The sequence below is a fragment of the Rhodococcus sp. ACT016 genome, assembly GCF_050477185.1.
Lineage (GTDB): Bacteria > Actinomycetota > Actinomycetes > Mycobacteriales > Mycobacteriaceae > Prescottella.
Genome location: NZ_JBEAET010000001.1, coordinates 2,488,734 through 2,512,248, shown reverse-complemented (window position 1 = coordinate 2,512,248; position 23,515 = coordinate 2,488,734). Strand labels below are relative to the sequence as shown.

Genomic DNA, 23,515 nt, shown 5'->3' with positions numbered 1-23,515 from the left:
TCACGGGTCGACAGCAGTGCCGGTGGACCCCGATCGATGCAGTCAGCACCCGTAATTGGCGGCCCCGTCAGGGAGCCGCCCGAGAAGTGCGCGACGCGCGATGGTCCCGCAGCGCAGCTCACCGGAGCTTGCCGTGGGCCGGTGTGGAGGTGATCGGTGCTGTACTCCCGGCAACCCGAATCACGCGGCCTGTACGTCCGTGAACGCGAATCCGATTCCTGCGGGGTCGCGATGGTCGCCGACGTTCACGGCCGCCGCTCGCACGCCATCGTCGGGGACGCGCTCCTCGCGCTCGACAACCTCGAGCACCGCGGTGCCGCGGGTGCCGAGGTCAACAGCGGCGACGGTGCCGGCATCCTGATCCAGCTTCCCGGCGCGTACTTCCGTGACCTCGTCGAGTTCGACCTGCCGACGCCGCTGCCGGACGGCAGCGAGACGTTCGCCGCGGGGATCTGTTTCCTGCCGCAGGACCCCGAACTGCGGGCGGCCGCGCGGCGGCGGATCCACGTGATCGCCGAGGACGAGGATGTCGAGATCCTGGGCTGGCGGGACGTCCCGGTCGACCCGGTCGGCGCCGACGTCGGCGTGACGGCGCTGTCGTGCATGCCGCACATGACCTACCTGTTCGTGGCGCCGCCACCGCTCGACGGTGTCCGCATCGCCGGCGTCGAGTTGGACCGGCGGGTCTACGGGCTGCGCAAGCGCGCCGAGCGGGTGACGGCGGAGATCGGCAACAACGGAACCGGCGTGTACTTCCCGTCGCTGTCGAGCCGGACCCTGACGTACAAGGGCATGCTGACGACCGCACAGCTGGGCCTCTACTTCCGCGAACTCCGCGACGCGCGCGTGACCAGCGCGATCGCCATCGTCCACAGCAGGTTCTCGACCAACACCTTCCCGTCGTGGCCGCTCGCGCACCCGTTCCGCTACATCGCGCACAACGGCGAGATCAACACCGTGCGCGGCAACCGCAATCGGATGCGGGCGCGTGAGGCGATGCTGGCGAGCAATCTCATCCCCGGGGACCTGGACCGGTTGTACCCGATCTGCGCCCCGGACGCCTCCGACTCGGCCTCGTTCGACGAGGTTCTCGAGCTGCTGCATCTCGGGGGACGTTCGCTGCCGCACGCAGTTTTGATGATGATTCCGGAGGCGTGGGAGAACCACACGTCGATGACCGATCAGCGCCGTGCCTTCTACCAGTTCCATGCGTCGCTGATGGAGCCATGGGACGGCCCGGCCTGTATGACGTTCACCGACGGCACCATCGTCGGTGCCGTGCTCGACCGCAACGGGCTGAGGCCCGGACGGTGGTGGCACTCCTCCGACGGTCGCGTCGTGCTCGCCTCCGAGAGCGGTGTGCTGCCGATTCCCCAGTCCGAGGTGATCGCCAAGGGGCGCCTCGAACCGGGCGAGATGTTCCTGGTCGACACCGAGGCCGGACGTATCGTTCCCGACGGCGAGATCAAGGAGCGGTTGGCCGCCGAACAGCCGTACCGGGAATGGCTGCACGCCGGGCTGCTCGATCTGCGGTCGGTACCCAGCCGGGGCCGGATTCCGCACGACCACCAGTCGGTGGTACGTCGCCAGCAGGAGTTCGGTTACACCGAGGAGGAGCAGCGCGTGCTGCTGTCGCCGATGGCGACGTCGGGTGTCGAGCCGCTCGGATCGATGGGGACCGACACCCCGATCGCGGTGCTCTCACAACGTCCGCGTCTGCTGTTCGACTACTTCGTCGAGCTGTTCGCACAGGTCACCAACCCACCGTTGGACGCGATCCGTGAGGAGATCGTCACGTCGCTGCGACGCGTGATGGGGCCCGAGCAGAACCTGCTCGAACCGAGCGCCGCGTCGTGCCGCCAGATCGTGTTGTCGTGGCCGGTGCTCGACAACGACGAACTCGGCAAGATCATCGACATCAACGCCGACGGCGACCTTCCGGGTTTCGCGACCACAGTGCTGCATGCCCTGTACCAAGCGGACAGCGGCGGCGAGGGCATGGCCGAGGCGATCGACGACCTGCGCGACGCGGCGAGCGCAGCGATCGCGAACGGGTGCCGGACGTTGGTGATCTCGGACCGCGACTCCGACCATCTGCGCGCCCCGATCCCGTCGCTGCTGGCGGTGTCCGCGGTGCACCACCATCTGGTGCGCACCAAGGAACGGACCAAGGTGGCACTCGTGGTCGAGTCGGGCGACGCTCGCGAGGTGCACCACATCGCGTTGCTGATCGGGTTCGGCGCCGCGGCCGTGAACCCCTACCTGGCGATGGAGTCGATCGAGGACCTCGTCGCCGAGGGCGAGCTGACCGGCGTCGAGTCCTCGGTCGCTGTTCGGAATTACCTCACGGCACTGGGCAAGGGCGTGCTGAAGGTGATGTCCAAGATGGGCATCTCCACCGTCGGGTCGTACACCGCCGCACAGGTTTTCGAGGCCATCGGACTTTCGCGGGACGTGGTGGACGAGTACTTCACCGGCACCGTCAGTCGCCTGGGCGGCGTCGGGCTCGACGTCCTGGCCCGCGAAGTGGCGATGCGTCACCGCGCCGCGCACCCGGAGAATCCGACGTCGCTCGTGCACCGTCGCCTCGACGTCGGCGGCATCTACCAGTACCGCCGCGGCGGCGAACTGCACCTGTTCACGCCCGAGACGGTCTTCCTGCTGCAACACGCCACCAGGACCGGGCGCGAGGACGTCTTCGCGCGGTACAGCGCCGAGGTGGATCGGCTCTCGGCCGAGGGCGGCACGCTGCGCGGGCTGTTCGACTTCCGGCGGGGCCTGCGCCCGCCCGTCCCGCTGGTGGAAGTCGAACCGGCCGAGGCGATCTTCTCTCGGTTCAACACCGGCGCGATGAGCTACGGGTCCATCTCCGCCGAGGCCCACGAGACGATCGCGGTGGCGATGAACCGGATCGGCGGGCGGTCGAACTCGGGGGAGGGCGGCGAGGACGTCGACCGGTTGTACGACCCACTGCGTCGCAGTGCCGTCAAACAGGTGGCGAGCGGCCGCTTCGGCGTCACCAGCGACTACCTCGTGAACGCCAGCGACATCCAGATCAAGATGGCCCAGGGCGCCAAGCCCGGTGAGGGCGGCCAGCTTCCGGCTTTCAAGGTCTACCCCTGGATCGCGCGCACGCGCCATTCCACCCCGGGCGTGGGTCTGATCTCGCCACCACCACACCACGACATCTACTCGATCGAGGACCTCGCTCAGCTGATCCACGATCTGAAGAACGCGAACGAGAACGCGCGCGTGAACGTCAAGCTCGTGAGCTCGGTCGGCGTGGGCACGGTGGCCGCGGGGGTGAGCAAGGCGCACGCCGACGTCGTGCTGATCTCCGGTCACGACGGCGGGACCGGCGCGTCGCCGCTCACCTCGCTCGAACACGCGGGGCTGCCGTGGGAGATCGGCGTGGCCGACGCGCAGCAGACCCTCGTGATGAACGGACTGCGTGACCGGATCACGATGCAGTGTGACGGCGGTCTGCGGACCGCGCGCGACGTCGTCGTCGCGATGCTCCTCGGCGCCGAGGAGTACGGCTTCTCCACGGCGCCGCTGATCGTGGCCGGCTGCATCATGATGCGGGTGTGCCACCTCGACACCTGTCCGGTGGGGGTCGCGACCCAGAATCCGGAGCTGCGCAAGCGGTTCACCGGAAAGCCCGAGTTCATCGAGGAGTTCTTCCGGTTCGTCGCCGAGGGGGTCCGTCAGTACCTCGCGGACCTCGGGTTCCGCAGCGTCGACGAGGCGGTGGGGCATCCGGAGATGCTCGAGACGGCGGTGGGGGTAGCGCACTGGAAGAGTTGCGGTCTGGACCTGAGCCCGATCTTCGCGACGGAGGTGCCGCAGACGGGCGGTGCGGTCCCGCAGCGCCGGCGGGTGCGCGCCCAGGATCACGGCCTCGATCTCGCGCTCGACCGCACGCTCATCCAGCTCGCGGAGGGCGCCCTCGAGGACGCCCTGCCGGTCCGCCTGGAACTGCCGGTCCGCAACGTCAACCGCACCGTCGGGACGCTGCTCGGATCGGAGGTCACCCGACGGTACGGGGCGGCGGGGCTGCCCGACGACACGATCCGCATCCAGCTCGACGGATCGGCGGGGCAGTCGCTGGGGGCCTTCCTGCCGCCGGGGATCACGATCGATCTCGTCGGCGATGCGAACGACTATGTGGGCAAGGGGCTTTCGGGTGGTCGAATCGTGGTCCGGCCAGCCGAGGATGTGCTGTTCCTCCCGGAGACGCAGGTGATCGCGGGTAACACTCTGCTCTACGGTGCGACGTCGGGGGAGGCGTACTACCGCGGACTGGTGGGCGAACGTTTCTGCGTACGGAACTCGGGCGCGCTGGCGGTGGCCGAGGGCGTCGGCGATCACGCGTGCGAGTACATGACCGGGGGGCGGGTCGTGGTGCTGGGGCCGATCGGCCGAAACATGGCGGCCGGCATGTCCGGTGGGATCGCGTTCGTGCTCGATGCCGATCCCACGAAGATCAATCAGTCCATGGTGACGCTGCAGGCGCCGAACGGCGACGACCTGCAGTGGTTGCGGGTGGTCGTCGAGCAGCATCTGCGGTGGACCGGGTCGGCTGTCGCGGCCTCGGTCCTGGCCGACTGGCCGCGACGCTCGGCATTGTTCACCAAGATCATGCCCGTCGACTACCAGCGTGTTCTCGAGGCCACCCGGATGGCCCGGGCCGAAGGTCTCGACGTCGACACCGCGATCATGGAGGCGGCTCGTGGCTGATCCGCAGGGGTTTCTGCACATCGGCAAGAAGGAGGCGCGCAAGCGCCCGGTGTCCGAACGCGTCGGCGACTGGCGCGAGGTGTACGAGCCGCAGTCGGCGGGCGAACGAGCCCACGAGGTGTCCGAGCAGGCGACCCGCTGTATGGACTGTGGAATCCCGTTCTGTCACTCGGAGGGCGCGGGATGCCCGCTGGGGAACCTGATCCCCGAATGGAACGACCTGGTGCGGCGGGGGCGGTGGGACGCCGCGGCGGAGCGTTTGCACGCGACCAACAACTTCCCCGAGGTCACCGGGCGGATCTGCCCGGCGCCGTGTGAGGCCGCATGCGTGCTCTCACTGGCGGACACGCACACCACCGGGAGTGTGACGATCAAGCGGATCGAGCAGGCCATCGCCGACACCGCGTGGGAGAAGGGTGAGGTGGGCCCGGTGCTCCCGGCCCTGCACAGCGGCAAGCACGTCGCCGTCGTCGGCTCGGGCCCGGCGGGACTTGCTGCCGCGCAACAACTCACCCGCGCCGGACACGAGGTCACCGTGTACGAGCGCGACGATCGGCTGGGAGGCCTTCTGCGGTACGGCATCCCGGCGTTCAAGCTCGAGAAGTCGGTCCTCGACCAGCGGCTGACGCAGATGCGGGTGGAGGGAACTCATTTCGTCACCGATGTCGAGGTCGGGGTGGAACTGCCCGTGCCGTCGTTGACCGCACGGTTCGACGCGGTGGTCCTGGCCACCGGTGCGCTCGCGGCGCGGGACAACCGGGACGTGGTCGGCCGGGATCTGGACGGCGTCCACCTCGCCATGGAGTACCTCGTCGCGTCCAATCACGAGTGCGAGGGCGACGGACCGACGCCGATCAGCGCGCGGGGCGCGCACGTCGTGATCATCGGTGGCGGGGACACCGGAGCCGACTGCCTCGGCACGGCGCACCGTCAGGGTGCGTCGTCGGTCACACAGCTCGACTACCACCCGGCACTGCCGACCGAGCGGGACGAATCCACCCTGCCGTGGCCGGCGTGGCCGATGGTGCTGCGCACGTCGCCGGCACACGCCGAAGGCGGGGTACGGCGTTACGAGGTTGCGGTCCAACGGTTTCTGGGCGACGAAGATGGACACGTCCGGTCGATGATCCTCGCGGAGGTGCGGCTCGGACGCGACGCTGCGGGCCGGCGCACCATCGTGCCGGTCGGCGAGGAGATCGAATTACCCTGCGATCTCGCCCTTTTCGCGATCGGATTCGAAGGTACGGAGACCGGGCCACTGCTCGAGGGGCTCGGGATCGAGACGAATCGGCGAGGATCGCTCTCGTGCGGGTCCGACTGGCAGACGTCTGCCCCTGGCGTATTCGTGTGCGGTGACGCCCATCGCGGTGCATCGCTCGTCGTGTGGGCGATCGCGGAAGGGCGGTCGGCCGCACACGGCGTCGACGCGTATCTGACCGGCAGTTCGGAGCTGCCCGCGCCGGTGCACCCGACGGCGCTACCGTTGACCGTCGTCTGATGATCACGCGGCCGTCATTCGGTGTTCGCCCGCCGAATAGAGTTCGTTCCTGAAGTTGACTAGGCTTTCCTCGTGACCCGACGCACGAAGATTGTCTGCACTCTTGGCCCTGCTACTGCTACCGGTGACCGTGTCCGTGAGCTCGTCGAGAGCGGAATGGATGTAGCGCGACTGAACTTCAGTCACGGTGAACACGCGGATCACGAGGACAACTATCGGCGGGTGCGGGAGGCATCCGAGGTGACCGGGCGTGCGGTGGGCATTCTGGCCGACCTGCAGGGGCCGAAGATCCGGTTGGGGCGTTTCGTCGAGGGCCGGACGGTGTGGGAGACCGGTGAGCAGATCCGGATCACCGTCGCCGACTGCGACGGCACCCACGACCGCGTGTCGACCACGTACAAGCAGCTCGCGCAGGACGCGAAGCCGGGTGACCGCCTGTTGGTCGACGACGGCAAGGTCGGCCTGGTGGTCGAGTCCGTCGACGGTGACGATGTGGTGTGCCGGGTCACCGAGGGCGGCCCGGTGTCGAACAACAAGGGTGTTTCGCTGCCCGGGATGAACGTGTCGGTGCCGGCGTTGTCGACCAAGGACATCGAGGACCTCGAGTTCGCGCTGCGTCTCGGGGTGGATTTCATCGCGCTGTCGTTCGTGCGTTCGCCCGCGGATGTCGAGCTGGTGCACGAGGTGATGGATCGGGTCGGGCGGCGGGTGCCGGTGATCGCGAAGCTCGAGAAGCCCGAGGCGATCGAGAATCTCGAGGCCGTGGTGTTGGCGTTCGACGCGGTGATGGTGGCCCGCGGTGATCTGGGTGTGGAGTTGCCGCTCGAGCAGGTGCCGCTGGTGCAGAAGCGGGCGATCCAGATCGCCCGCGAGAACGCGAAGCCGGTGATCGTGGCGACGCAGATGCTCGAGTCGATGATCGAGAACTCGCGTCCGACGCGGGCGGAGGCGTCGGATGTGGCGAACGCGGTCCTCGACGGTGCGGACGCGGTGATGCTCTCGGGTGAGACGTCGGTGGGCAAGTTCGTGATGGAGACGGTGCAGACGATGGCCCGGATCCTCGAGGCGGTGGAGACCGATCCGGCGCGGGTGCCGCCGTTGACGCACGTCCCGCGCACGAAGCGTGGGGTGATCTCGTACGGGGCCCGGGACATCGGGGAGCGGCTGGACGCGAAGGCGTTGGTGGCGTTCACGCAGTCCGGGGACACCGTCCGCCGGCTGGCGCGGCTGCATTCGCCGTTGCCGCTGCTGGCGTTCACGCCGTTGCCGGAGGTGCGCAGCCAGCTGGCGTTGTCGTGGGGGACCGAGACGTTCCTCGTCGATCCGGTCGCGTCGACCGATCAGATGTTCTTCCAGGTCGATCACGCCCTGTTGTCGCTCGGCCGGTACAACCGGGGCGATCTGGTGGTGATCGTCGCGGGATCCCCGCCCGGCACAGTAGGCTCGACCAACCTGATCCACGTCCACCGGATCGGGGAGGAAGACCACTAGAGGGGGTACCTGGGTGAGCGACGTGGGGACAGGTCTGCGTCCGGCGCGATCGGCCGACTTGGAGACGCTGTTGGCGCTCCTGGATCTCGAGCAGATCGGCGAGGACACCTACCTCGGTCGACACCCGGCGCAGGTCGGCAGCCGGACCTTCGGCGGACAGCTGGTCTCGCAGGCGTTGGTGGCGGCGGATCGGACGGTCGACGGCGACCGTCCGGTCCACGCGATCAACGCGCACTTCATCCGGGGCGGCGACGTCAAGGCGCCCATCGAGTACCGCGTCGACCGGCATCGCGACGGGCGGGCGTTCGCCAACCGCCAGGTCACGGCCTACCAGGACGGGCACGTGGTGTTCTCGATGTTCGCCGCGTTCCAGGACTGGGGCACCGGGCTCGAGCACAGCGCCGACATCCCCAACGTCGAGGGACCGGAGGAGCTGCCGTCCTTCGACGACCACATCGTGGGGTACGAGGATTCGCTGCGCATGTTCGTCGATGCGCTCAAGCCGATGGAGATGCGCTACGCGAACGATCCCACGTGGGTGCTCAAGGGGGCGGGGCAGCGATTGAACCACAACCGCGTCTGGATCAGGACCGATGGTCCGCTGCCGGACGAGGCGGGCGTGCACAGCGCCGCGTTGGCCTACTCGTCGGACACGACGGTGCTGGACTCGATTCTCACCACGCACGGCCTGTCCTGGGGCCTCGACCGGATCGTGGCCGCGACCGTCAACCACTCCATCTGGTTCCATCGCCCCTTCCGTTTCGACGAATGGGCCTTGTACGCAACGGAATCGCCGGTTGCATCGGGTTCGCGCGGATTGGCGACCGGACGGTTTTTCACACGGGACGGCCAGTTGATCGCAACCGTCGTGCAGGAGGGCGTGATCCGGCACTTCCCGGCCCGTCGGTGATCGCGATTCTGCAATGACGCTCCGCCACGACGTGCGCGGTCGCTAGAATTCTGGTTCTCCAGACACGGCACGCCATCGTCGATGGGGGAGCCTCATGCGGAACGAACCGATCGACTGGAATCACGAGGCAGTCGCGAGTCTGCTCTGGACGTCCCGAGCGTTCGCGATCGCGTTCGTCTGCTTGATACTCGTCGGAATTCTCCTCACCCGGTACACCCGGTGGGGGCGACAGTTCTGGACCATCTCGGGCGCCTACTTCTCGGGACGGGAGAGTTGGCGGGTATGGCTGACGGTTGCCGTGATGCTGTTCCTCACCGTGATGGGTGTTCGGGTGACGATCCTCATCTCGTATCAGGGCAACGAGATGTACACCGCCCTGCAGTACGCCGCGCAGGGCTTCTCCGGCGGCGACGCCGGCGTCCTGAACGACGCGAAGTCGGCGTTCTGGCGCTCGATTGTCGTGTTCTCGGTGCTCGCGACGATCCACGTGATCCGGTCGATGCTCGACTATTACGTGGGACAGGCGTTCGTGATCCGGTGGCGGATGTGGCTGACCGACCGGGTGTCGTCGGACTGGATGGGCGGTCGCGCGTACTACCGGGCGCGGTTCATCGGCAAGGGCATCGACAACCCCGACCAGCGCATCGAAGCGGACATCACGAACATGACCACCGAGTCGCAGTCGTTGTCGATGGGGCTGGTGACGGCCGTGACGTCGGTGGTCGCGTTCACGAAGATCCTGTGGGACCTGTCCGGCCCGATGACGTTCTTCGGCGTGGAAATTCCGCGGGCGATGGTGGTGCTGGTCTACGTCTACATCCTGACCGCGACCGCGATCGCCTTCTGGGTCGGGCATCCGCTGATCCGGCTGAATTTCCTCAAGGAGCGATTCACCGCCAACTTCCGATATGCGCTGGTGCGGCTACGGGACCGGGCCGAGAGTGTCGCGTTCTACAACGGTGAATCGATGGAACGTGGCGGACTGCTCGGACGGTTCACCGCCGTCATCTCGAACGCGTGGCATCTCGTCTTCCGCACCGTGAAGTTCAACGGCTTCAACCTGGGCGTCAGTCAGGTGTCGGTGGTGTTCCCCATCGTCATCCAGGCCCCGCGCTTCTTCGCCGGGACGATCACGATCGGCGACATCACGCAGAGCGCGCAGGCCTTCGGTCAGGTATCGGAGTCGCTGTCGTTCTTCCGGGAGTCGTACGCCACGTTCGCCGGATACCGGGCGAGTCTGATCCGACTCAACGGACTGATCACCGCCGACGACCGGGCGCGGGAGCTGCCGGCGTTGCGCACCGAACACCTCGACGGCGCGATGGAGCTACGCGCCGTGAGCGTCACCCTGCCCGACGGCCGCCCCCTCGTCGACGAGCTGGATCTGCGCCTGACACCCGGCGAGGCCCTGCTGGTGGCGGGGGCTTCGGGCAGTGGCAAGACGACGCTGCTCCGCGCGCTCGCCCAGATGTGGCCGTACGTGGACGGGACGGTCCGCCGGCCGATGGGTTCGGAGGCGATCTTCCTGTCGCAGTTCCCGTACCTGCCGCTCGGCGATCTGCGTGACGCGGTGGCGTATCCGGCGCTCGCGGCGGATCTGGGCGACAGCGTCATCCGGGACGTGCTGCAGAAGGTTTCGCTGGGTCACCTGGTGCGTCGCCTGGACGAGGAGGAGGACTGGGCGTCGATCCTGTCGCCCGGTGAACAGCAGCGATTGGCTTTTGCGAGGATCCTGCTGATCCGGCCGCAGGTGGCCTTCCTCGACGAGGCCACATCCGCGGTCGACGAGGGGCTCGAGTACCAGCTGTACCGGCTCGTCCGCGATGAGGTGCCTGAGTGCATGCTGTTCAGCGTCAGCCATCGCAGCACCGTCGACCAACATCACACCCGCCGTCTGGAGTTGCTCGGCGACGGTCCGTGGCGGCTCTCCGAAGTCGCGGTCAACTGAGGTCGGTCCGGAAGGTGAACGGCCCGAAGGCCCTTCGCGCGAAGGGATGCGCGAAGGGCCTTGCCGTGAGGTCAGAGGTACTGGCCGCACGACGGCCAGGCGCCGGCGCCCTCGTTCGCGAGTATCGACTCGGCTACCTGGATCTGGGATTCGCGGGAGTTGTTGTGTGGCAATCCGCTTCCGCCGTACGCGTTCCACGTGCCGGCGCTGATCTGTAGGCCGCCGTAGTAGCCGTTGCCGGTGTCGGCGCCCCAGTCGCCGCCGCTCTCGCATTGCGCGACCGCATCCCAGCCGCCGCCGGCGGCGTTGGCGGGAGCTGCGGAAAGCGCGAGCGGCGCGGTGACGAGTACTGCAGAGGCCGCGATGGTGCCGATGGTTCGTGTGCGGGTGAACTTCGACATGTGTGATGTCCTCTCCGTGGTTGATGGCGAGGACTCCGGTGATACTGACCTGGTGACGGTTGTCGGGTCAGCCGGAGCTGGTTCCCTCGCCGTGCCCCTGAAAGGGCTTCGATTCCGGTCCCGCTGGGCCAGAACAGTTGTGAAGCGGGACGGTGTGCTCGGTCGACTCGAGCTGGCCACGACGCTAGGACGGATCGATCAGTCCGTCACCCGTCGATTTTCTGGCACGTCGGTATCGGATTCTCGGCAGTATCTCGACGTGTGCGCAGGTCGTTTGGTTGATTCGGGCCGCGGCGAAGATTGAACAGCCGTACATTCTGTGATCAGGGTCACCGAGTTACTGTGACGTGCAACACTCTTGATTCTTCGTGATCGGTGCGTCCTCGTCGGATGCCCCAATCGGCGCCAGTCACCCATCGGTGTCCAAGCGGCACAGAATGATTCGTCAGCTGTCGGCGACGGCGGACATGATCTCGGCGACCGTGAACGGCACAACTCCGATGGACCGGGCATCGGCCAGGCGGTCCGGTGTGAGACCAGAGGTGGCGTCCGTCGCGAGCACCAGGCGGTAGTCGCGCGACGATGCGTCGAACAGTGTCGCCCGTGGGCAGTTCGGGAAGTTGCACCCGGCGACGACGACGGTGTCGACTTCCGATCCCGCCAGGTGCGTGTCCAGGCCGGTGCGGTGGAAGGCGCTCCATCGTGGCTTCCACATCACTGCCTCGTGTGGACCGATCACCTGGAAGTCGCCCGCGGTCAGCAGGTTCGGTTCGAGTGGCGCCGAACCGGGCGGCAGTAGCCCGGCGATGATCTGGGATCCCGGCGTGCCGGGCCGGACGAGGCGGGCGTCGCCGCGGGTGATCGCGGTCCGGCGCACGCGATCGACGTCGTCGCCGTCGTAGATGCGCACGACGTGCACGATCGGGCGGCCCGCCCGCCGGTACGCGGCGACGAGTTCCCGCAGCCGGGGCGCGATTCGGGTCGTTCCCGTAACCGGGTAGGTCCCGTCGTCGGCGAAGTCGTTCTGCATGTCGATCACCAGCAGCGCCGACGAATTCAGGTGTGGGCGAACGTGGTCATCGAGATCGGTCCGCTGATCGGTCATGACTCGAACCTAGCCGCAGGGGTACTCGACGGATACGCGAAACGCTCCCCATTCCGAGGAGTGGGGAGCGTTTCGGCGGTGAAGATCCGGGTCGCTCGGCCTAGACCGAGACGATCACCGACGAGCCGTGTCCGAACAGGCCCTGGTTGGCGGTGATGCCGACGCGGGCGCCCTCGACCTGACGGCCCTCGGCCTGACCGCGCAGCTGCCAGGTGAGCTCGCAGACCTGGGCCAGCGCCTGAGCGGGAACAGCCTCGCCGAAGCAGGCCAGACCGCCGGACGGGTTGACCGGGATGCGGCCACCGATGGTGGTGTCACCCGCGCGCAGCAGGTGCTCGGCCTCGCCGCGCTTGCACAGGCCCAGATCCTCGATCCAGTCCAGCTCGACCGACGTGGCGAGGTCGTAGACCTCGGCGACGTCGACGTCCTCGGGGGAGATGCCGGCCTCTTCGTAGGCCGCGTAGCCGATCGACTCCTTGAACGTGCGCTCCGGCGCGGGAACTGCCGACGCGGACTCGGTGGAGAAGTTCGGCATGTCCATGATCGTCTGCGGGAACGTCGGCGTCACCGTCGAGATCGCCTTGATCCGAACGGGATCCACGATTCCCTTCTTGCGGGCGTACTCCATCGACGTGAGGATGATCGCGGCACCGCCGTCGGACGTCGCGCAGATGTCGAGCAGGTGCAGCGGGTCTGCCACCATCGGCGACGCCAGCACGTCCGCCGCGTCGACCTCCTTGCGGTAGCGCGCATTCGGGTTGTTCAGGCCGTGCTTGGCGTTCTTGACCTTGACCGCGGCGAAGTCCTCCGGGGTGGCCCCGTACAGATCGATGCGGCGACGCGCGTTGAGCGCGAAGTACGCGGGGTTGGTCATACCCATCAGGCGGAACCGCAGCCAGTCGGGATCGTCCCAGCGCTCACCGGCGTTCGGGGCCAGGAAGCCCTTCGGCGTGGTGTCGGCGCCGACGACGAGCGCGACGTCCGAGAGGCCGGCGAGGATGCGGGCACGGGCAGTGTCGAGGGCCTGCGCGCCGGTCGCGCACGCCGCGTACGACGTCGCGACGCGGGCACCGTTCCAGCCGAGGGCCTGGGCGAAGGTCGCGCCGGCGACGTATCCGCCGTAACCGTTGCGGACGGTCTCGCCGCCGACGATCAGGTCGACGTCCTTCCAGTCGACGCCGGAGTCGGCCAGCGCGGCGCGCGCGGCGGCGACGCCGTACTTGACGAACGAGTGTCCCCACTTGCCCCAGGCATGCATGCCGACGCCGAGGACGGCCACATCATTGTTCGCGCTCATGCCTGTGCCCCGCTCTCTGCTGCCGCGACCGGCTTCCAGCGCCAGATGCTGCGGTCTCCGGTCTCGTCGGTGTAGAGGGTCTCGACGACGAGTTCGACATCGTTGCCGACCTTGAGGTCCGCGACGCCGTAGCCGTCCGCGACCTGGCCGAGCACGACGAGTCCCTCGGGCAGCTCGACCGCGGCCAACGCGAACGGCACGTACGGATCGGTGTTCGAGATGTACGGGGCCGGCGGCTTGTACTGAGCGTCGGTGTACGACCACACCTTGCCGTGGCGCGACAGCTCGACGTCGTCGAACTCCTCACCGGAGCAGGCCGGGTTCTTGCAGAAGGTGGCTTCCCGCGGGAACGCGATGTTTCCGCAGGACCGGCACTTGGTGCCGATCAGGGCCGGCTCCGGCCCGGTGGTGAACCAGCCCTCGACGGCCGGTGTGGCGGTGTCGCTCATGCAAACCTCATCTGCTTGTCGAGCCTGATCGGCCGGTCGCGTGTGGTGACCGGCAATGGAACGGGTTGCAGTATGGCATGAGTTAACTGATTCCCGATGTGCGATCCCATCCACCGGACCGGGTGCCCGTCGGAGCGTGGCGGGGGCCGCCGCGGCGCCGGTTTCCGCCCGGCCAGTGGGACTCGCCGGGGAGACACGCGAGGATCCGAAATCCGAACAAACGACCATACGCGACACCGCTGTCGAGAATCGGCCGGTCAACGCGTTGTCCTGCGGCGACACACGCCAGCCGAACAATTGGAAGTTCGTCACTGTCGGGCGACCGACCGTTATCGTGATCGCAACTCGTCGGAGGTGCGTAGTGCCCAGAGTGACTGTCAGGCCGGAGGATCGGGTGATCAGTCTGCGAGACGGTCGGTCGATGGGATTCGCCGACTACGGTCCCGCAGACGGATTCGTCGTGGTCAATGCCCATGGGGAATTGTCGTGTCGGCTCGACGTCCGGGCGGCGGCCCCGATCGCCGCGGCCGCCGGCGTCCGCCTGATCTCCCCGGACCGACCCGGGATCGGGCTCTCGGACCCAAGCCCGGGACGCACCGTGCTGGACTGGGCCGACGACGTCGAACAACTACTCGATCGCCTCGGCGTCGAGCGCATAGGTGTGCTGGGATGGTCGATGGGCGGCCAGTACGCCGCCGGCCTCGGCTATGCGCTGGCATCGAGGACCAGTCGCGTCGCCATCGTCGCGGGTGCGTTGCCGCTCGCCGAGGAGGGCGCGATCGCCCGGTTGGGTGCAATGGACCGCTGGTGCACGCAGATCTCGAGGCGATGTCCCAGCCTGGCCTCCGGATGGTTTCGGGGCATGGGACTCCTGTCCCGGTCCATGCCGAAGCAATTCGCGCGCGTGTTGGCACGCTCCGTCGGATCGACCGACTCCGAGGTGGTGGAGAACGTCCTCGACGAACTGGTCGAAATGACCGGCGAGGGGCTACGCATCCCGTCCGGCGTGGTCGAGGACTACCGCGCGTGGTCGCGGCCCTGGGGCTTCGCGCCGGAGGACCTCGAGGTCCCGGTCGACGTGTGGTGGGGCGACTCCGACCGACTCGTCCCCAAGGAATGGGTGTCGGAGCTGGCGAGGCGAATTCCCAAGTCCACCTTGAATATCGGCATGGGAGGACACTTCTTCGCCCAGCTGCACTACAAGGAGATCCTCGACTCGCTCGCCGAGTTGGGGTGATGCGCGAACCGATCGGATCGATTCGGCTCGCGCCGCTATGCCGGCGAGGTCCTGCTTCCTCGCCGACACCCCACTGTTCGGGGCGGCTGGGGCGAGGGGAGGCGCGTGCCGACCTGGGTGGTGCGGAGCGGGGTGGTAGACGGAAGCTCTTGGGCGACTGCGGTTCGCATATGACAAGACTGGGAAATGTCGATCGGTGGAGACGCGAGACCGCCGGTTTGGTGGTCTCGCCCTGGGGTATCGGCGATCGGCCGACCGGTCGCTCGTGGTGCCCTCGGTGAGACTCGAACTTCCATCGGCGTTCTGAATTCTGGGTACCTTGACGGAACTGTAGGTGACCTGAGCTGCAGTTCAGTGCCGTCGCCATGGTCACTGAGAGTCTTCTAGATGACTTGAGACGACTGGAGGGCGGGACCACGTTTGGGACCACGAACCGGATCGCGTGTCGGCGCGTCTGGAGACGACGCTGCCAGGGCGCCACTCGTCAACCGCGTCAGCGTGGCCTTGGGGCCGGCGGTCCAGGTCGGTGTTGAAAGGATGAACGGATGACCGCAGAGTCTGACGACGTTCGCTGGCGCGAGAAGATCATTGAGCGGATGAACCAAGCAGCCAAGGTTCTGGACCTCATTGAAAGCAATGATCCGTATCCCGTCGAACAGGACAGTGATCTCGCAGGTGATCGCGCGCAGGTCCCCGACGTGTGGGTTGACACTCTCGCGACCCGACGGTTGAAGGTTGCGGTCGACTATCTGGCGGGCGTCCGTGATCTCGTGATTAGCGGGACGCACTTCTACGCCCCGTTCGCTCTACTGCGCGCCGCGCTGGAGTCGGCCGCGACCGCCGTTTGGCTGCTGGAGCCAGATGATCGAAAGACACGGCTGGAACGTCTCGTGGGCCTCCATATCGACGATTGCAGCAACAAGAAGTCGATTCAGGCAATGCTGCCGGAGGATCTGCGCGACCCGTTCGATCACGAGCCCGGGATCAAGCAAATGGTCACTGACTCAGGCTCGCCACGCCGAAAGTGCAAGTTTCCGGACTACACGTCTGTCATGAAGGCGATCGATGACTTCGCGGGGGACGGCGGTTCGGTCTACCTGTCGTGGAAGGTGTGCTCTGGCTTCTCGCATGGCTCAACGTGGGCAACCGTGGGGCTCATTCCGCAGACCAACCGAGTGCAAGTCGGACCGACCGTACATCGAGCCGAGGTGTCGCCGAGCTACCAGCTGGTTTTGGGCCAGGTAGGGACCGCGATTCGGACCATCGAGCGTGCTCATTGTCTCTTCCAGGTGCGGAGGACGAGCCGGCCGCACAGCATCACATACGAGTTGAGGCCGTGATGAAGGTGTAGCCGAGGCACGTGCGGCCATGGTCCATGGCTCCGCCTGTCATGCGGGACTTGAACACCCGATGCAGGACCTGTAGGCACGCTCCGTGCATGATCAACTCTTCATGGTCCGCGGCAACTAGGGGAGATCCGGACCTCGAATGAAGGGGAAGAATGTCCCTAGACTGGAGTCAGGTCGGTACAAGCGGTACCGATGCCATCTTGCGGCCGCGCGACATCTACGCGGCAATCGTGAACAAGCCTTGGCCGTACCTGCGCCAAGAACAGGGCGAAGTCCTGGAGAAGTGGTTTCCGCGCCGGGATGACCGCGACATCGTCATCAAGCAGAACACTGGAGGCGGCAAGACGGTCGCAGGTCTACTCATCGCACAAAGCACGCTCAACGAGCGCATCGGTCCGGCCGTCTATCTCGCGCCTGATAGCTACCTCGCGGAGCGGGTTAGGCAAGAAGCTGACCGGCTTGGTCTCGCGAACACGAGTGATCCAGATGACCTCGGCTTCCGAGCCCAAGAGTCCATCTTGGTGACGACGTTCCAGCGTCTGGTCAACGGCAAGTCTGTCTTCGGTGTTGTCGGCGGTGATCGGGAGCCGCTTGACCTCGGAATCGTCATTGTTGACGACGCTCATGCTGCGCTTTCGGTTACTGAAGGCCAGTTTCGGCTGTGTATCCCCGACGGCCACCAGGCGTACGGCCAACTTCTTGACCTGTTTGAGTCGGATCTGCGTGCACAGTCCCACAACGTCTGGGAGGACATCAAAGCGAAGGAGTTCGGAGCCACCGCCCGGATTCCGTTCTGGTCGTGGGCTGATCGTATTGCAGAGGTTATGCGGATCCTCCACCCCCACCGCTTGGAGGACGAGTTCAAGTTCACCTGGCCGCTCATCGCGGATGTCCTCAGCGTCTGTGCAGCGACTGTGACGCCCCGCCAGATTGAGATTCGACCACCGTGCCCGCCGATCGCCAAGATCCCGTCATTCGCTAAGGCGCGCCGACGGGTCTACTTGACGGCGACGCTGTCGGACGACAGCGTCCTCGTTACCGACCTCGACGCGGACCCAGACCTTGTCGCCCGCCCTGTGACTCCTGGCAGCGCTGCCGATCTCGGCGACCGGTTGATTCTTGCCCCGATCTCGCTAAACCCTCGCCTCGATGATGGTGCTGTTCGGACACTCGCGAAACAGTTCTCCGTCGGAGACCGTGACGGCGATGGCGTGGTTGAGGCGCCGCCGATCAACGTCGTTGTTCTTGTTCCAAGCAACAAGGCTGCAAAGGTGTGGGCGCCCTTCGCGGACAAGACTCTTCGTGTCGGCGATCTTGAAGAGGGAGTCAAAGACCTAAAAGCTGGTCACGTGGGCCTCGTAGTCCTTGTCAACAAGTACGACGGCGTCGACCTACCTCGCGCCGCCTGTCAGTTGTTGATCCTCGACGGAATACCGCAGCCAATGGACGCTGTTGAGCGGCGGGAAGCCGTGGCGCTCAGCGGTAGCCGCGTGCGCAGAACCCGCGATATGCAGCGAATTGAGCAGGGCATGGGTCGTGGCGTCCGCGACAGCGACGACTACTGCGCTGTGCTGCTGCTCGGTGCAGATCTGGCCGCAGCCACATACGATGCGAATTCGCTTGCCCTCTTCTCGCCGGCCACCCGGGCGCAGCTTCAATTGAGTCGTGACGTGGCGACCCAGATCAGGGACAAGGGGCTGGACGCGGTGCGTGAGGTCGTCGCGCTGTGTCTCAATCGCGACCCAAACTGGGTGGAGCGCAGCCGGCGGGCAGTCGCTGAGGTCCGGTACGACGAGGCTGGGGTTGTCCGGAAAGAGGCCATTGCAGGGAGGGAGGCCTTCGGTCTCGCCGCAGCAGGACAGTTCAGCGAAGCTGCCCGGGCGATTCAGGACTCCATCAATGCAACCAATGACCAAGAGCTGCGCGGCTGGCTGACGGAGCAGAAGGCGACCTATCTCCACTTCATCGACAAGGCTGCGGCGCAGATCCAGCTTGCAGCGGCTGTTCAACTGAATCCGTACGTTCTTCGTCCGATCGCAGGTGTCTCCTTCGCGGCAAAGAAGCCCGTGGTCGTCCAGGCGCGTGGTGCTGCGGCCTACCTCAAAGAGACGTATGGCGACGGTATGTCGCTGGTGCTGGGTGTGAAGTCCCTCGTAGATTCGATTCAGTGGGATGAGGAACGAACCGATGAGGCCGAACATGCCTGGATGCGGCTCGGCGACCATCTCGGTTTCGATAGCACCAGGCCCGAGAAGGTCTATGGCACTGGGCCTGACAATCACTGGGTCCTGAGCGACAAGCGCCACGCTGTGATCGAGCTGAAGACGGGGGCAACTACCGAGACGATCGCGAAGAAGGACCTCGACCAGCTCGGGGGAAGCGTTCGTTGGGACCAGGAGCACACTGCTGGCGTCGAGAGCTTGCCCGTAATGGTTCACCCCAGCCGCGTACCGCATGATCAAGGGATACTGGTGGATGGCATGCGGGTGGTCACACCTTCGAAACTGGAAGCACTAAAGCTTGCGGTGGTCAACTTCGCGGTTGCCCTTGCTGACGGTATGGGCAGCTGGGGCGACGAACAGGCCGTTAGTAAGCAGCTTGTCGCTGGGAAGCTGACAGCAGGCACGCTGTTCACTACGTACTCCGAAGTTCCGAAGAGAAGAACCTAGAACTCTGATCGCCGACGAAAGGCCTACTCGAGCAGGAGGGGACACAACTGAGTTCAGCGGTGCGGCAGCCTGTCCTCAGGCTCCGCCCGTACACAGAGAACTCGGAGAAGCTCCGTGAAGTCTGGGCAGGCCGGCCCGCACCGCGATCCCGCGGTGCGGGCCCGTCGTCGGGGTAGAAGCTGGAGAGTCCCGACACTTATTAGGACGATGTGTCATCCGTTTTGGTTCCAGGCTCTTTCCCCGGATGTTGCCTCGGGTGAGGGTTAAGGCGACTGGACGTACGAGGCGAGCAGAGCCTTTCCGATCGTCCTGTCACCGGACAATGGCCGGACCACGTTTTGGGGACACAAAACGCCCAGCGCAGGAGCTTGCTGGGCTTCAGCTGGGGCGTACGTCGAGATGGACGTGCAGTCCGGCCGTCGCTCCGGCGCGAACTAGTTCCTCAAGGTTGAAGGCGTGCAGGTGGCCGCGCTGGAGCTCCCGAAACGACCTGAGGGTGAAACCGAGCCGTCGTGCGCTCTCGGCGTCGTCCCAACCTCGTTCGTTGATGTGGGCCCGGAGGGTTGCCATCGCGGCGGCGCGCAGGCGCAGTAGTTCGGTCTCAACTGTGCTGGCGGAGATGTCCTCGCGCACGCTCGTAGGAATCTCGGCATCTTCGGCCACACGATCACCGTAGTGGTCCGGCATAGCTTGCTCAGCAGAACTCGACCTCGTGTTCCTTGCCGTCCTTGTCGACGATGACGACGCGGGCTTCGTCGGCCATCTGGTCGTCGATGTAGGAGGCGATGCGGATTGCGCGGACCAGTGCGGAGGTGCGGTTCGAGCGGTGACGCTTCGCAATCTTGGTCAGCTTGGCGACGTCCTCGTTCGGGATGTTCACGGTCACCTGGAACACGTCGGAGCAGCACGGGCAGCCCATCACCAACCTCCACTGGCCGGCTGGCGGTGCACAAGGAGTGCATTGATCACTGAACGAAGGTGCTCGATATGCCGCTCTCGCTCGGTGGCAAGCTGTTCGGCGGCCGCTCGGCGTACCGACTCGACTTCGGCTTCCAACCGTGCCGCTCGAAGTTCGTGAGCCAGTAGGTGCGGGTCACGGACCGCTCGGCAATTTGACGGAGTGAGCAGTCCGGAAAGCTCGCTGGCAGCAACGGGGCCGGCTCGATCAGTGCCGGGCCCGATCTTTGCGGCCCTCAGTTCCTCGACAGGGATCTCCCAGCCGTCGGCGCCCTTCACCGCTGATGGGAGGCTCCCGTCCGCGAGTCTGCGCTGGATCGTGGAGCGACCCACCTTGAGCAGTCGTGCGGCACCGGACGCTGATACGACATCCCCGGGTGCTGCCCCGGCGGGCTGCTGTCCGTTGTCGGTCCCCAAAGCGTTCACACCGCGATACTGCCCGATCGTGGTTGCCTGTCAAAAGCGTTGTCTACCGGTTGCTTTGATGTCTAGTGTCCAGGTCGGCACCCGATAGTCCTAACGCCGTTCGGGCATCGACGCCAAAAGGATGCGCCAACCCTCAGGTGGCCGCGGCCAGATTGCATAAGGTTAGCTCGCCTCGAAGCGACGTCGTCGAACGAGTCCTCATCGGCATGGTCGACGCGGGATCCCGCCGCGAACTTGCGAAGGTCACACTACGAACGCCATCCCGCGACCGACGCGGAGCGTGAATCACCGGCGTTGGGCGACCGGTTCGATATCCTTCGCGAGGACTTCGCACCCGGCCGACTCCAATTCGAATGGAGCTGTGCCCGACTGCCGCGGAGTTTGAGCCGGCGATACTCCTCCCGTGATGCGAAACATCCTTGCTCAGGACGGGCGCGGGCACATTCGGCCTGCTGCACCCTGGATGCCCGGAGTTGACCGGGCCCTGCGTGTTAGAAGGGCCAGATGGAGCCCCAGTTAGCCGACGTGAGGAAGGCCGCCAGAGCCGACAACACCATCGCGATCGTTAGGGCGATTCGGGTGGTGAGTTGCCGGCTTCGCTCAGTCTCGATCTCCTTCGTCAGCTTCCACGCCCCGACTAGCTCCCGGTTCAATTGCGCCTCCTGAGGCGGCGATGCGGTTGAAGCGTCAGTCACTAGATCACCTTGCGGTTCGTCAAGTGCCTGCTCAAAGATGGCAACGAGATCGAGGTCGTCCTCTGGTGCGGCGTTGGGGACGCTCTGGGCTCCACCCTTACTGAACCTCGGGAGGCGCGTAGTTAGACGCTCTATCTCGGTTGCAATCGTGACTCGAAGCAAGGCCTTCTGGGGCAACTCATCGGGTAGGTCCTTGTGGATGTCTACCAGTGTCTTGAGGGCCTCAAACGGATCGCGGCGGTTATTGTAGAGCAAGAAGCCGCCGGCTATGAAGGCCGCAAGGACGTAGCCGGCTGGCGTCAACCAGGTCCAACCCTGAGAAGTCGCCGCAGGGTCCTTGGTCTGCGCGCCGGTGGCTGCAGCGCCCTGATTCTGCGCGTAGGTGGCCGCAGAGGGCTCATTGGCCGAGGGGGCCCGAGTTGGCGTCGCGAGCGGGTTCTCGGATGTCGACGTGGGAGCACTGGGGGAGCTCGACAGGATGGTCGAGGACAACGATGCGGACGCGGCAGCCTCAGTGATGCCGATGTCGGGCGCGGTGCTACAACCCGCGGCGAGGAGCACTGCAGCAGCGGCGCCAAGCGCCCATACGGTCCGCCCGCGTCGGGGCGTGGCTGATCGAGCAAGCATTCTTGGCAGTTCCCCTGAAGTCGTTCGCGCGCGGTGCGCGCTCAGGCGATGCTAGTTCGACGCCGTGGGGGAGGCCAGGAGAATCGGTAAATCCCGGCACCAGACGCCGACGACGCCCTTGCGTGTGACCCAGGCGGGATGGTGCTCCTTGTCGATTCATGAAGCGTCCACACCGCGACACTGCACGATCATGGTGGGCCCCCAGAAGTGGTGTCTAACTGTTGCGTTGATGTCTAGTGTCTAGGTCTGTCTCCGACAGCAAGCGATAGACGGTGGCTCGGGACATGTCCAGGAGCTTCGCAATCTCGGGCGCACTCATACCCTTGTCGCGGTACTCCCGCGCCCTAGCGGCGTGGCTGGCGTCGAACTTCGGCTTGCGCCCACCCAGACGTCCGTTCGCGGCCGCCGCAGCGAGTCCGGCACGCGTCCGCTCGATCATGGTGTCGCGCTCGAGCTGCGCGAACGCCGCCATGACGGTGAGTATGGCCCGCCCCATCGCACCCTCGGTCGTCAGTCCTTCCGTGAGTGACCGGAAGCCGATGCCACGTTCGTGGAGGCTGTCCACGATCTGCAGGACGTGGGTGGTGTCGCGGCCGAGCCGGTCCAGCTTCCAGACGGCAAGGACGTCGCCTTCGCGAAGATGGTCAAGGCAAGCCGCGAGCTGCGGCCGCTCGGTCTTCGCGCCGCTGACGCCGTGGTCGGTAAAGATCCGGGCGGCGCCGGCACCTTCCAGGGCATCGATCTGAAGCTGCGGATTCTGGTCCGCCGTGCTCACGCGGGCATAGCCAATCGTCGCCATAACTGTCCCCTTCTCTCACAATCCCGTTCACCGCGGTGTTGTGAGACTAGGGGTTGGGAGACGGGTTTGCGAGACGCCTCGACCGGTGTGTTGGCCAGGAAGGTCGGTGGGCGGCCGGCGCCGCCGGCCAAGTCTCAGGTACCCATCGTTTCTGAGACGCTGCCAGCTGCGATGTCGGGCCAGAGGCGGCATCTAGCCATCACGCTTCATCGCGGAAAGTCGAAGCTTGTCCTGGCGACCGGCGGAAGGAGCGAGATGCTCCTGTGTGTGTTGGTCCTTGGCGTCACCCGAGCGCACCCAGACGTTTACACCGCCGCGGGGCCCCTCTTTGAAGGATTTGAGGAGGTTCTCGACTTCTTTTAGTGCTTTGGCTACGTCGTGAATCGACTTCACATCGACCCACGAGCGCCCTTCGTGAGCTTGAAAGTCAAGGACAGATGCGGAGCTTGACCTGCGGCCTTGGGAGTCTGCGTAGGTGACGACGACGGTATGGCTGTCGGGGAGACCTGAATCCTTGCGCGTCAGCCCCGAGTCCCAGAACACTCGCCACTCCTGGCCGGGAGCCAAGAACGGAATAGGTTTTGGCAGCACGACGTCGTCCGGTGGAGCGCCGGACTCGCTGCTCTGTTGGAGCTTTGGAGAGGAGGTCACCCGAATGTTGTTTGCGCCGGTCTGACCAAAGTTCCGGATGACAAGATCGATCAGTTGAGGGCTCGCTGCGCTTGGCTCCATGAAGGCGACGACGTAGGGCTGCGCTACTTCGTCGGCCAGCTCCCGTGCCTGCTCCCGGGCTTCCGCTGCCTCGTTCAGCTGACGGCGCGCGTACAGCGCCGTCAGAATCGCCACTACGACCAAACCGACGGTTGCCCAGGCGGTGAGCCAGGCGGCCGACGCGGCTGACTGTGCCACCCATCGTA

17 protein-coding genes are annotated in these 23,515 nt (G+C 65.9%); 8 read left to right on the top strand and 9 right to left on the bottom strand.

Going from position 1 to position 23,515, the window contains the following annotated elements; genetic code table 11:
• The first annotated feature begins 231 nt into the window (after nucleotides 1–231).
• The 5 genes from gltB to ACQ5DX_RS11580 all read left to right on the top strand — a co-directional run bounded on the left by gltB (nucleotide 232) and on the right by ACQ5DX_RS11580 (nucleotide 10,587).
• Nucleotides 232–4,740, top strand: coding sequence for a glutamate synthase large subunit (gltB, locus tag ACQ5DX_RS11600; RefSeq protein ID WP_430335631.1), 4,509 nt, complete (start codon nucleotides 232–234; stop codon nucleotides 4,738–4,740).
• Nucleotides 4,733–6,238, top strand: a complete 1,506-nt coding sequence (locus ACQ5DX_RS11595) for a glutamate synthase subunit beta (protein WP_430332756.1) — start codon at nucleotides 4,733–4,735, stop codon at nucleotides 6,236–6,238. The genes gltB and ACQ5DX_RS11595 overlap by 8 nt, the downstream gene beginning before the upstream one ends.
• A gap of 72 nt (nucleotides 6,239–6,310) precedes the next feature.
• Nucleotides 6,311–7,729, top strand: a complete 1,419-nt coding sequence (gene pyk / locus ACQ5DX_RS11590; protein ID WP_430332755.1) for a pyruvate kinase — start codon at nucleotides 6,311–6,313, stop codon at nucleotides 7,727–7,729.
• A 13-nt stretch (nucleotides 7,730–7,742) separates the two neighbouring features.
• Nucleotides 7,743–8,639 carry an acyl-CoA thioesterase II gene (locus tag ACQ5DX_RS11585; RefSeq protein WP_430332754.1) on the top strand — a complete coding sequence of 299 codons (897 nt, stop codon included), beginning with the start codon at nucleotides 7,743–7,745 and terminating at the stop codon, nucleotides 8,637–8,639.
• 94 nt (nucleotides 8,640–8,733) lie between these two features.
• Nucleotides 8,734–10,587: an ABC transporter ATP-binding protein/permease gene (locus ACQ5DX_RS11580; RefSeq protein WP_430332753.1), complete on the top strand. Its 1,854-nt coding sequence runs from the start codon at nucleotides 8,734–8,736 to the stop codon at nucleotides 10,585–10,587.
• A 71-nt stretch (nucleotides 10,588–10,658) separates the two neighbouring features.
• Here the strand turns inward: ACQ5DX_RS11580 and ACQ5DX_RS11575 are convergent, their stop codons facing one another.
• The 4 genes from ACQ5DX_RS11575 to ACQ5DX_RS11560 all read right to left on the bottom strand — a co-directional run bounded on the left by ACQ5DX_RS11575 (nucleotide 10,659) and on the right by ACQ5DX_RS11560 (nucleotide 13,839).
• Nucleotides 10,659–10,988, bottom strand: coding sequence for a transglycosylase family protein (locus ACQ5DX_RS11575; RefSeq protein ID WP_430332752.1), 330 nt, complete (start codon nucleotides 10,986–10,988; stop codon nucleotides 10,659–10,661).
• Nucleotides 10,989–11,433: 445 nt separating this feature from the next.
• The gene (locus tag ACQ5DX_RS11570) at nucleotides 11,434–12,093 is read right to left on the bottom strand and encodes a cysteine hydrolase family protein (RefSeq protein ID WP_430332751.1); all 660 of its coding nucleotides are present in this window, start codon (nucleotides 12,091–12,093) and stop codon (nucleotides 11,434–11,436) included.
• Between the two features lie 100 nt (nucleotides 12,094–12,193).
• Nucleotides 12,194–13,390 carry a lipid-transfer protein gene (locus tag ACQ5DX_RS11565; RefSeq protein ID WP_430332750.1) on the bottom strand — a complete coding sequence of 399 codons (1,197 nt, stop codon included), beginning with the start codon at nucleotides 13,388–13,390 and terminating at the stop codon, nucleotides 12,194–12,196.
• Nucleotides 13,387–13,839, bottom strand: coding sequence for a Zn-ribbon domain-containing OB-fold protein (locus ACQ5DX_RS11560; protein ID WP_430332749.1), 453 nt, complete (start codon nucleotides 13,837–13,839; stop codon nucleotides 13,387–13,389). The genes ACQ5DX_RS11565 and ACQ5DX_RS11560 overlap by 4 nt, the downstream gene beginning before the upstream one ends.
• 421 nt (nucleotides 13,840–14,260) lie before the next feature.
• Here ACQ5DX_RS11560 and ACQ5DX_RS11555 point away from each other — a divergent pair, with 421 nt between their 5' ends.
• From ACQ5DX_RS11555 to ACQ5DX_RS11545, 3 genes are all read left to right on the top strand, one after another.
• Nucleotides 14,261–15,076 (top strand): alpha/beta fold hydrolase, encoded by an 816-nt coding sequence (locus ACQ5DX_RS11555; RefSeq protein WP_430332748.1) that lies wholly within the window; start codon nucleotides 14,261–14,263, stop codon nucleotides 15,074–15,076.
• Nucleotides 15,077–15,621: 545 nt separating this feature from the next.
• Nucleotides 15,622–16,416 (top strand): hypothetical protein, encoded by a 795-nt coding sequence (locus tag ACQ5DX_RS11550; protein ID WP_430332747.1) that lies wholly within the window; start codon nucleotides 15,622–15,624, stop codon nucleotides 16,414–16,416.
• Between the two features lie 161 nt (nucleotides 16,417–16,577).
• Nucleotides 16,578–19,094, top strand: a complete 2,517-nt coding sequence (locus tag ACQ5DX_RS11545) for a DEAD/DEAH box helicase (protein WP_430332746.1) — start codon at nucleotides 16,578–16,580, stop codon at nucleotides 19,092–19,094.
• 378 nt (nucleotides 19,095–19,472) lie between these two features.
• Here the strand turns inward: ACQ5DX_RS11545 and ACQ5DX_RS11540 are convergent, their stop codons facing one another.
• The 5 genes from ACQ5DX_RS11540 to ACQ5DX_RS11520 form a co-directional block, all read right to left on the bottom strand.
• Nucleotides 19,473–19,757, bottom strand: a complete 285-nt coding sequence (locus ACQ5DX_RS11540; protein ID WP_430332745.1) for an XRE family transcriptional regulator — start codon at nucleotides 19,755–19,757, stop codon at nucleotides 19,473–19,475.
• Between the two features lie 31 nt (nucleotides 19,758–19,788).
• Entirely contained in the window at nucleotides 19,789–19,980 is a 192-nt protein-coding gene (locus tag ACQ5DX_RS11535; RefSeq protein WP_430332744.1) for a hypothetical protein, read from the bottom strand.
• A 988-nt stretch (nucleotides 19,981–20,968) separates the two neighbouring features.
• A complete protein-coding gene (locus ACQ5DX_RS11530) occupies nucleotides 20,969–21,475 on the bottom strand; it encodes a hypothetical protein (protein WP_430332743.1) in 507 nt (168 codons plus the stop codon).
• A gap of 538 nt (nucleotides 21,476–22,013) precedes the next feature.
• On the bottom strand, nucleotides 22,014–22,598 hold the full coding sequence (locus tag ACQ5DX_RS11525; protein WP_430332742.1) for a recombinase family protein: 585 nt from the start codon (nucleotides 22,596–22,598) through the stop codon (nucleotides 22,014–22,016).
• A 192-nt stretch (nucleotides 22,599–22,790) separates the two neighbouring features.
• On the bottom strand, nucleotides 22,791–23,507 hold the full coding sequence (locus ACQ5DX_RS11520) for a hypothetical protein (RefSeq protein WP_430332741.1): 717 nt from the start codon (nucleotides 23,505–23,507) through the stop codon (nucleotides 22,791–22,793).
• Nucleotides 23,508–23,515 lie beyond the last annotated feature (8 nt).

Bases quoted from the DNA above. Each gene is read 5' to 3' on its own strand.
- gltB (WP_430335631.1), top strand. From the start codon at position 232: ATGGTCGCCGACGTTCACGGCCGCCGCTCGCACGCCATCGTCGGGGAC.
- ACQ5DX_RS11580 (WP_430332753.1), top strand. From the start codon at position 8,734: ATGCGGAACGAACCGATCGACTGGAATCACGAGGCAGTCGCGAGTCTG.
- ACQ5DX_RS11575 (WP_430332752.1), bottom strand. From the start codon at position 10,988: ATGTCGAAGTTCACCCGCACACGAACCATCGGCACCATCGCGGCCTCT.
- ACQ5DX_RS11570 (WP_430332751.1), bottom strand. From the start codon at position 12,093: ATGACCGATCAGCGGACCGATCTCGATGACCACGTTCGCCCACACCTG.
- ACQ5DX_RS11565 (WP_430332750.1), bottom strand. From the start codon at position 13,390: ATGAGCGCGAACAATGATGTGGCCGTCCTCGGCGTCGGCATGCATGCC.
- ACQ5DX_RS11560 (WP_430332749.1), bottom strand. From the start codon at position 13,839: ATGAGCGACACCGCCACACCGGCCGTCGAGGGCTGGTTCACCACCGGG.
- ACQ5DX_RS11555 (WP_430332748.1), top strand. From the start codon at position 14,261: ATGGGATTCGCCGACTACGGTCCCGCAGACGGATTCGTCGTGGTCAAT.
- ACQ5DX_RS11550 (WP_430332747.1), top strand. From the start codon at position 15,622: ATGACCGCAGAGTCTGACGACGTTCGCTGGCGCGAGAAGATCATTGAG.
- ACQ5DX_RS11545 (WP_430332746.1), top strand. From the start codon at position 16,578: ATGTCCCTAGACTGGAGTCAGGTCGGTACAAGCGGTACCGATGCCATC.
- ACQ5DX_RS11525 (WP_430332742.1), bottom strand. From the start codon at position 22,598: ATGGCGACGATTGGCTATGCCCGCGTGAGCACGGCGGACCAGAATCCG.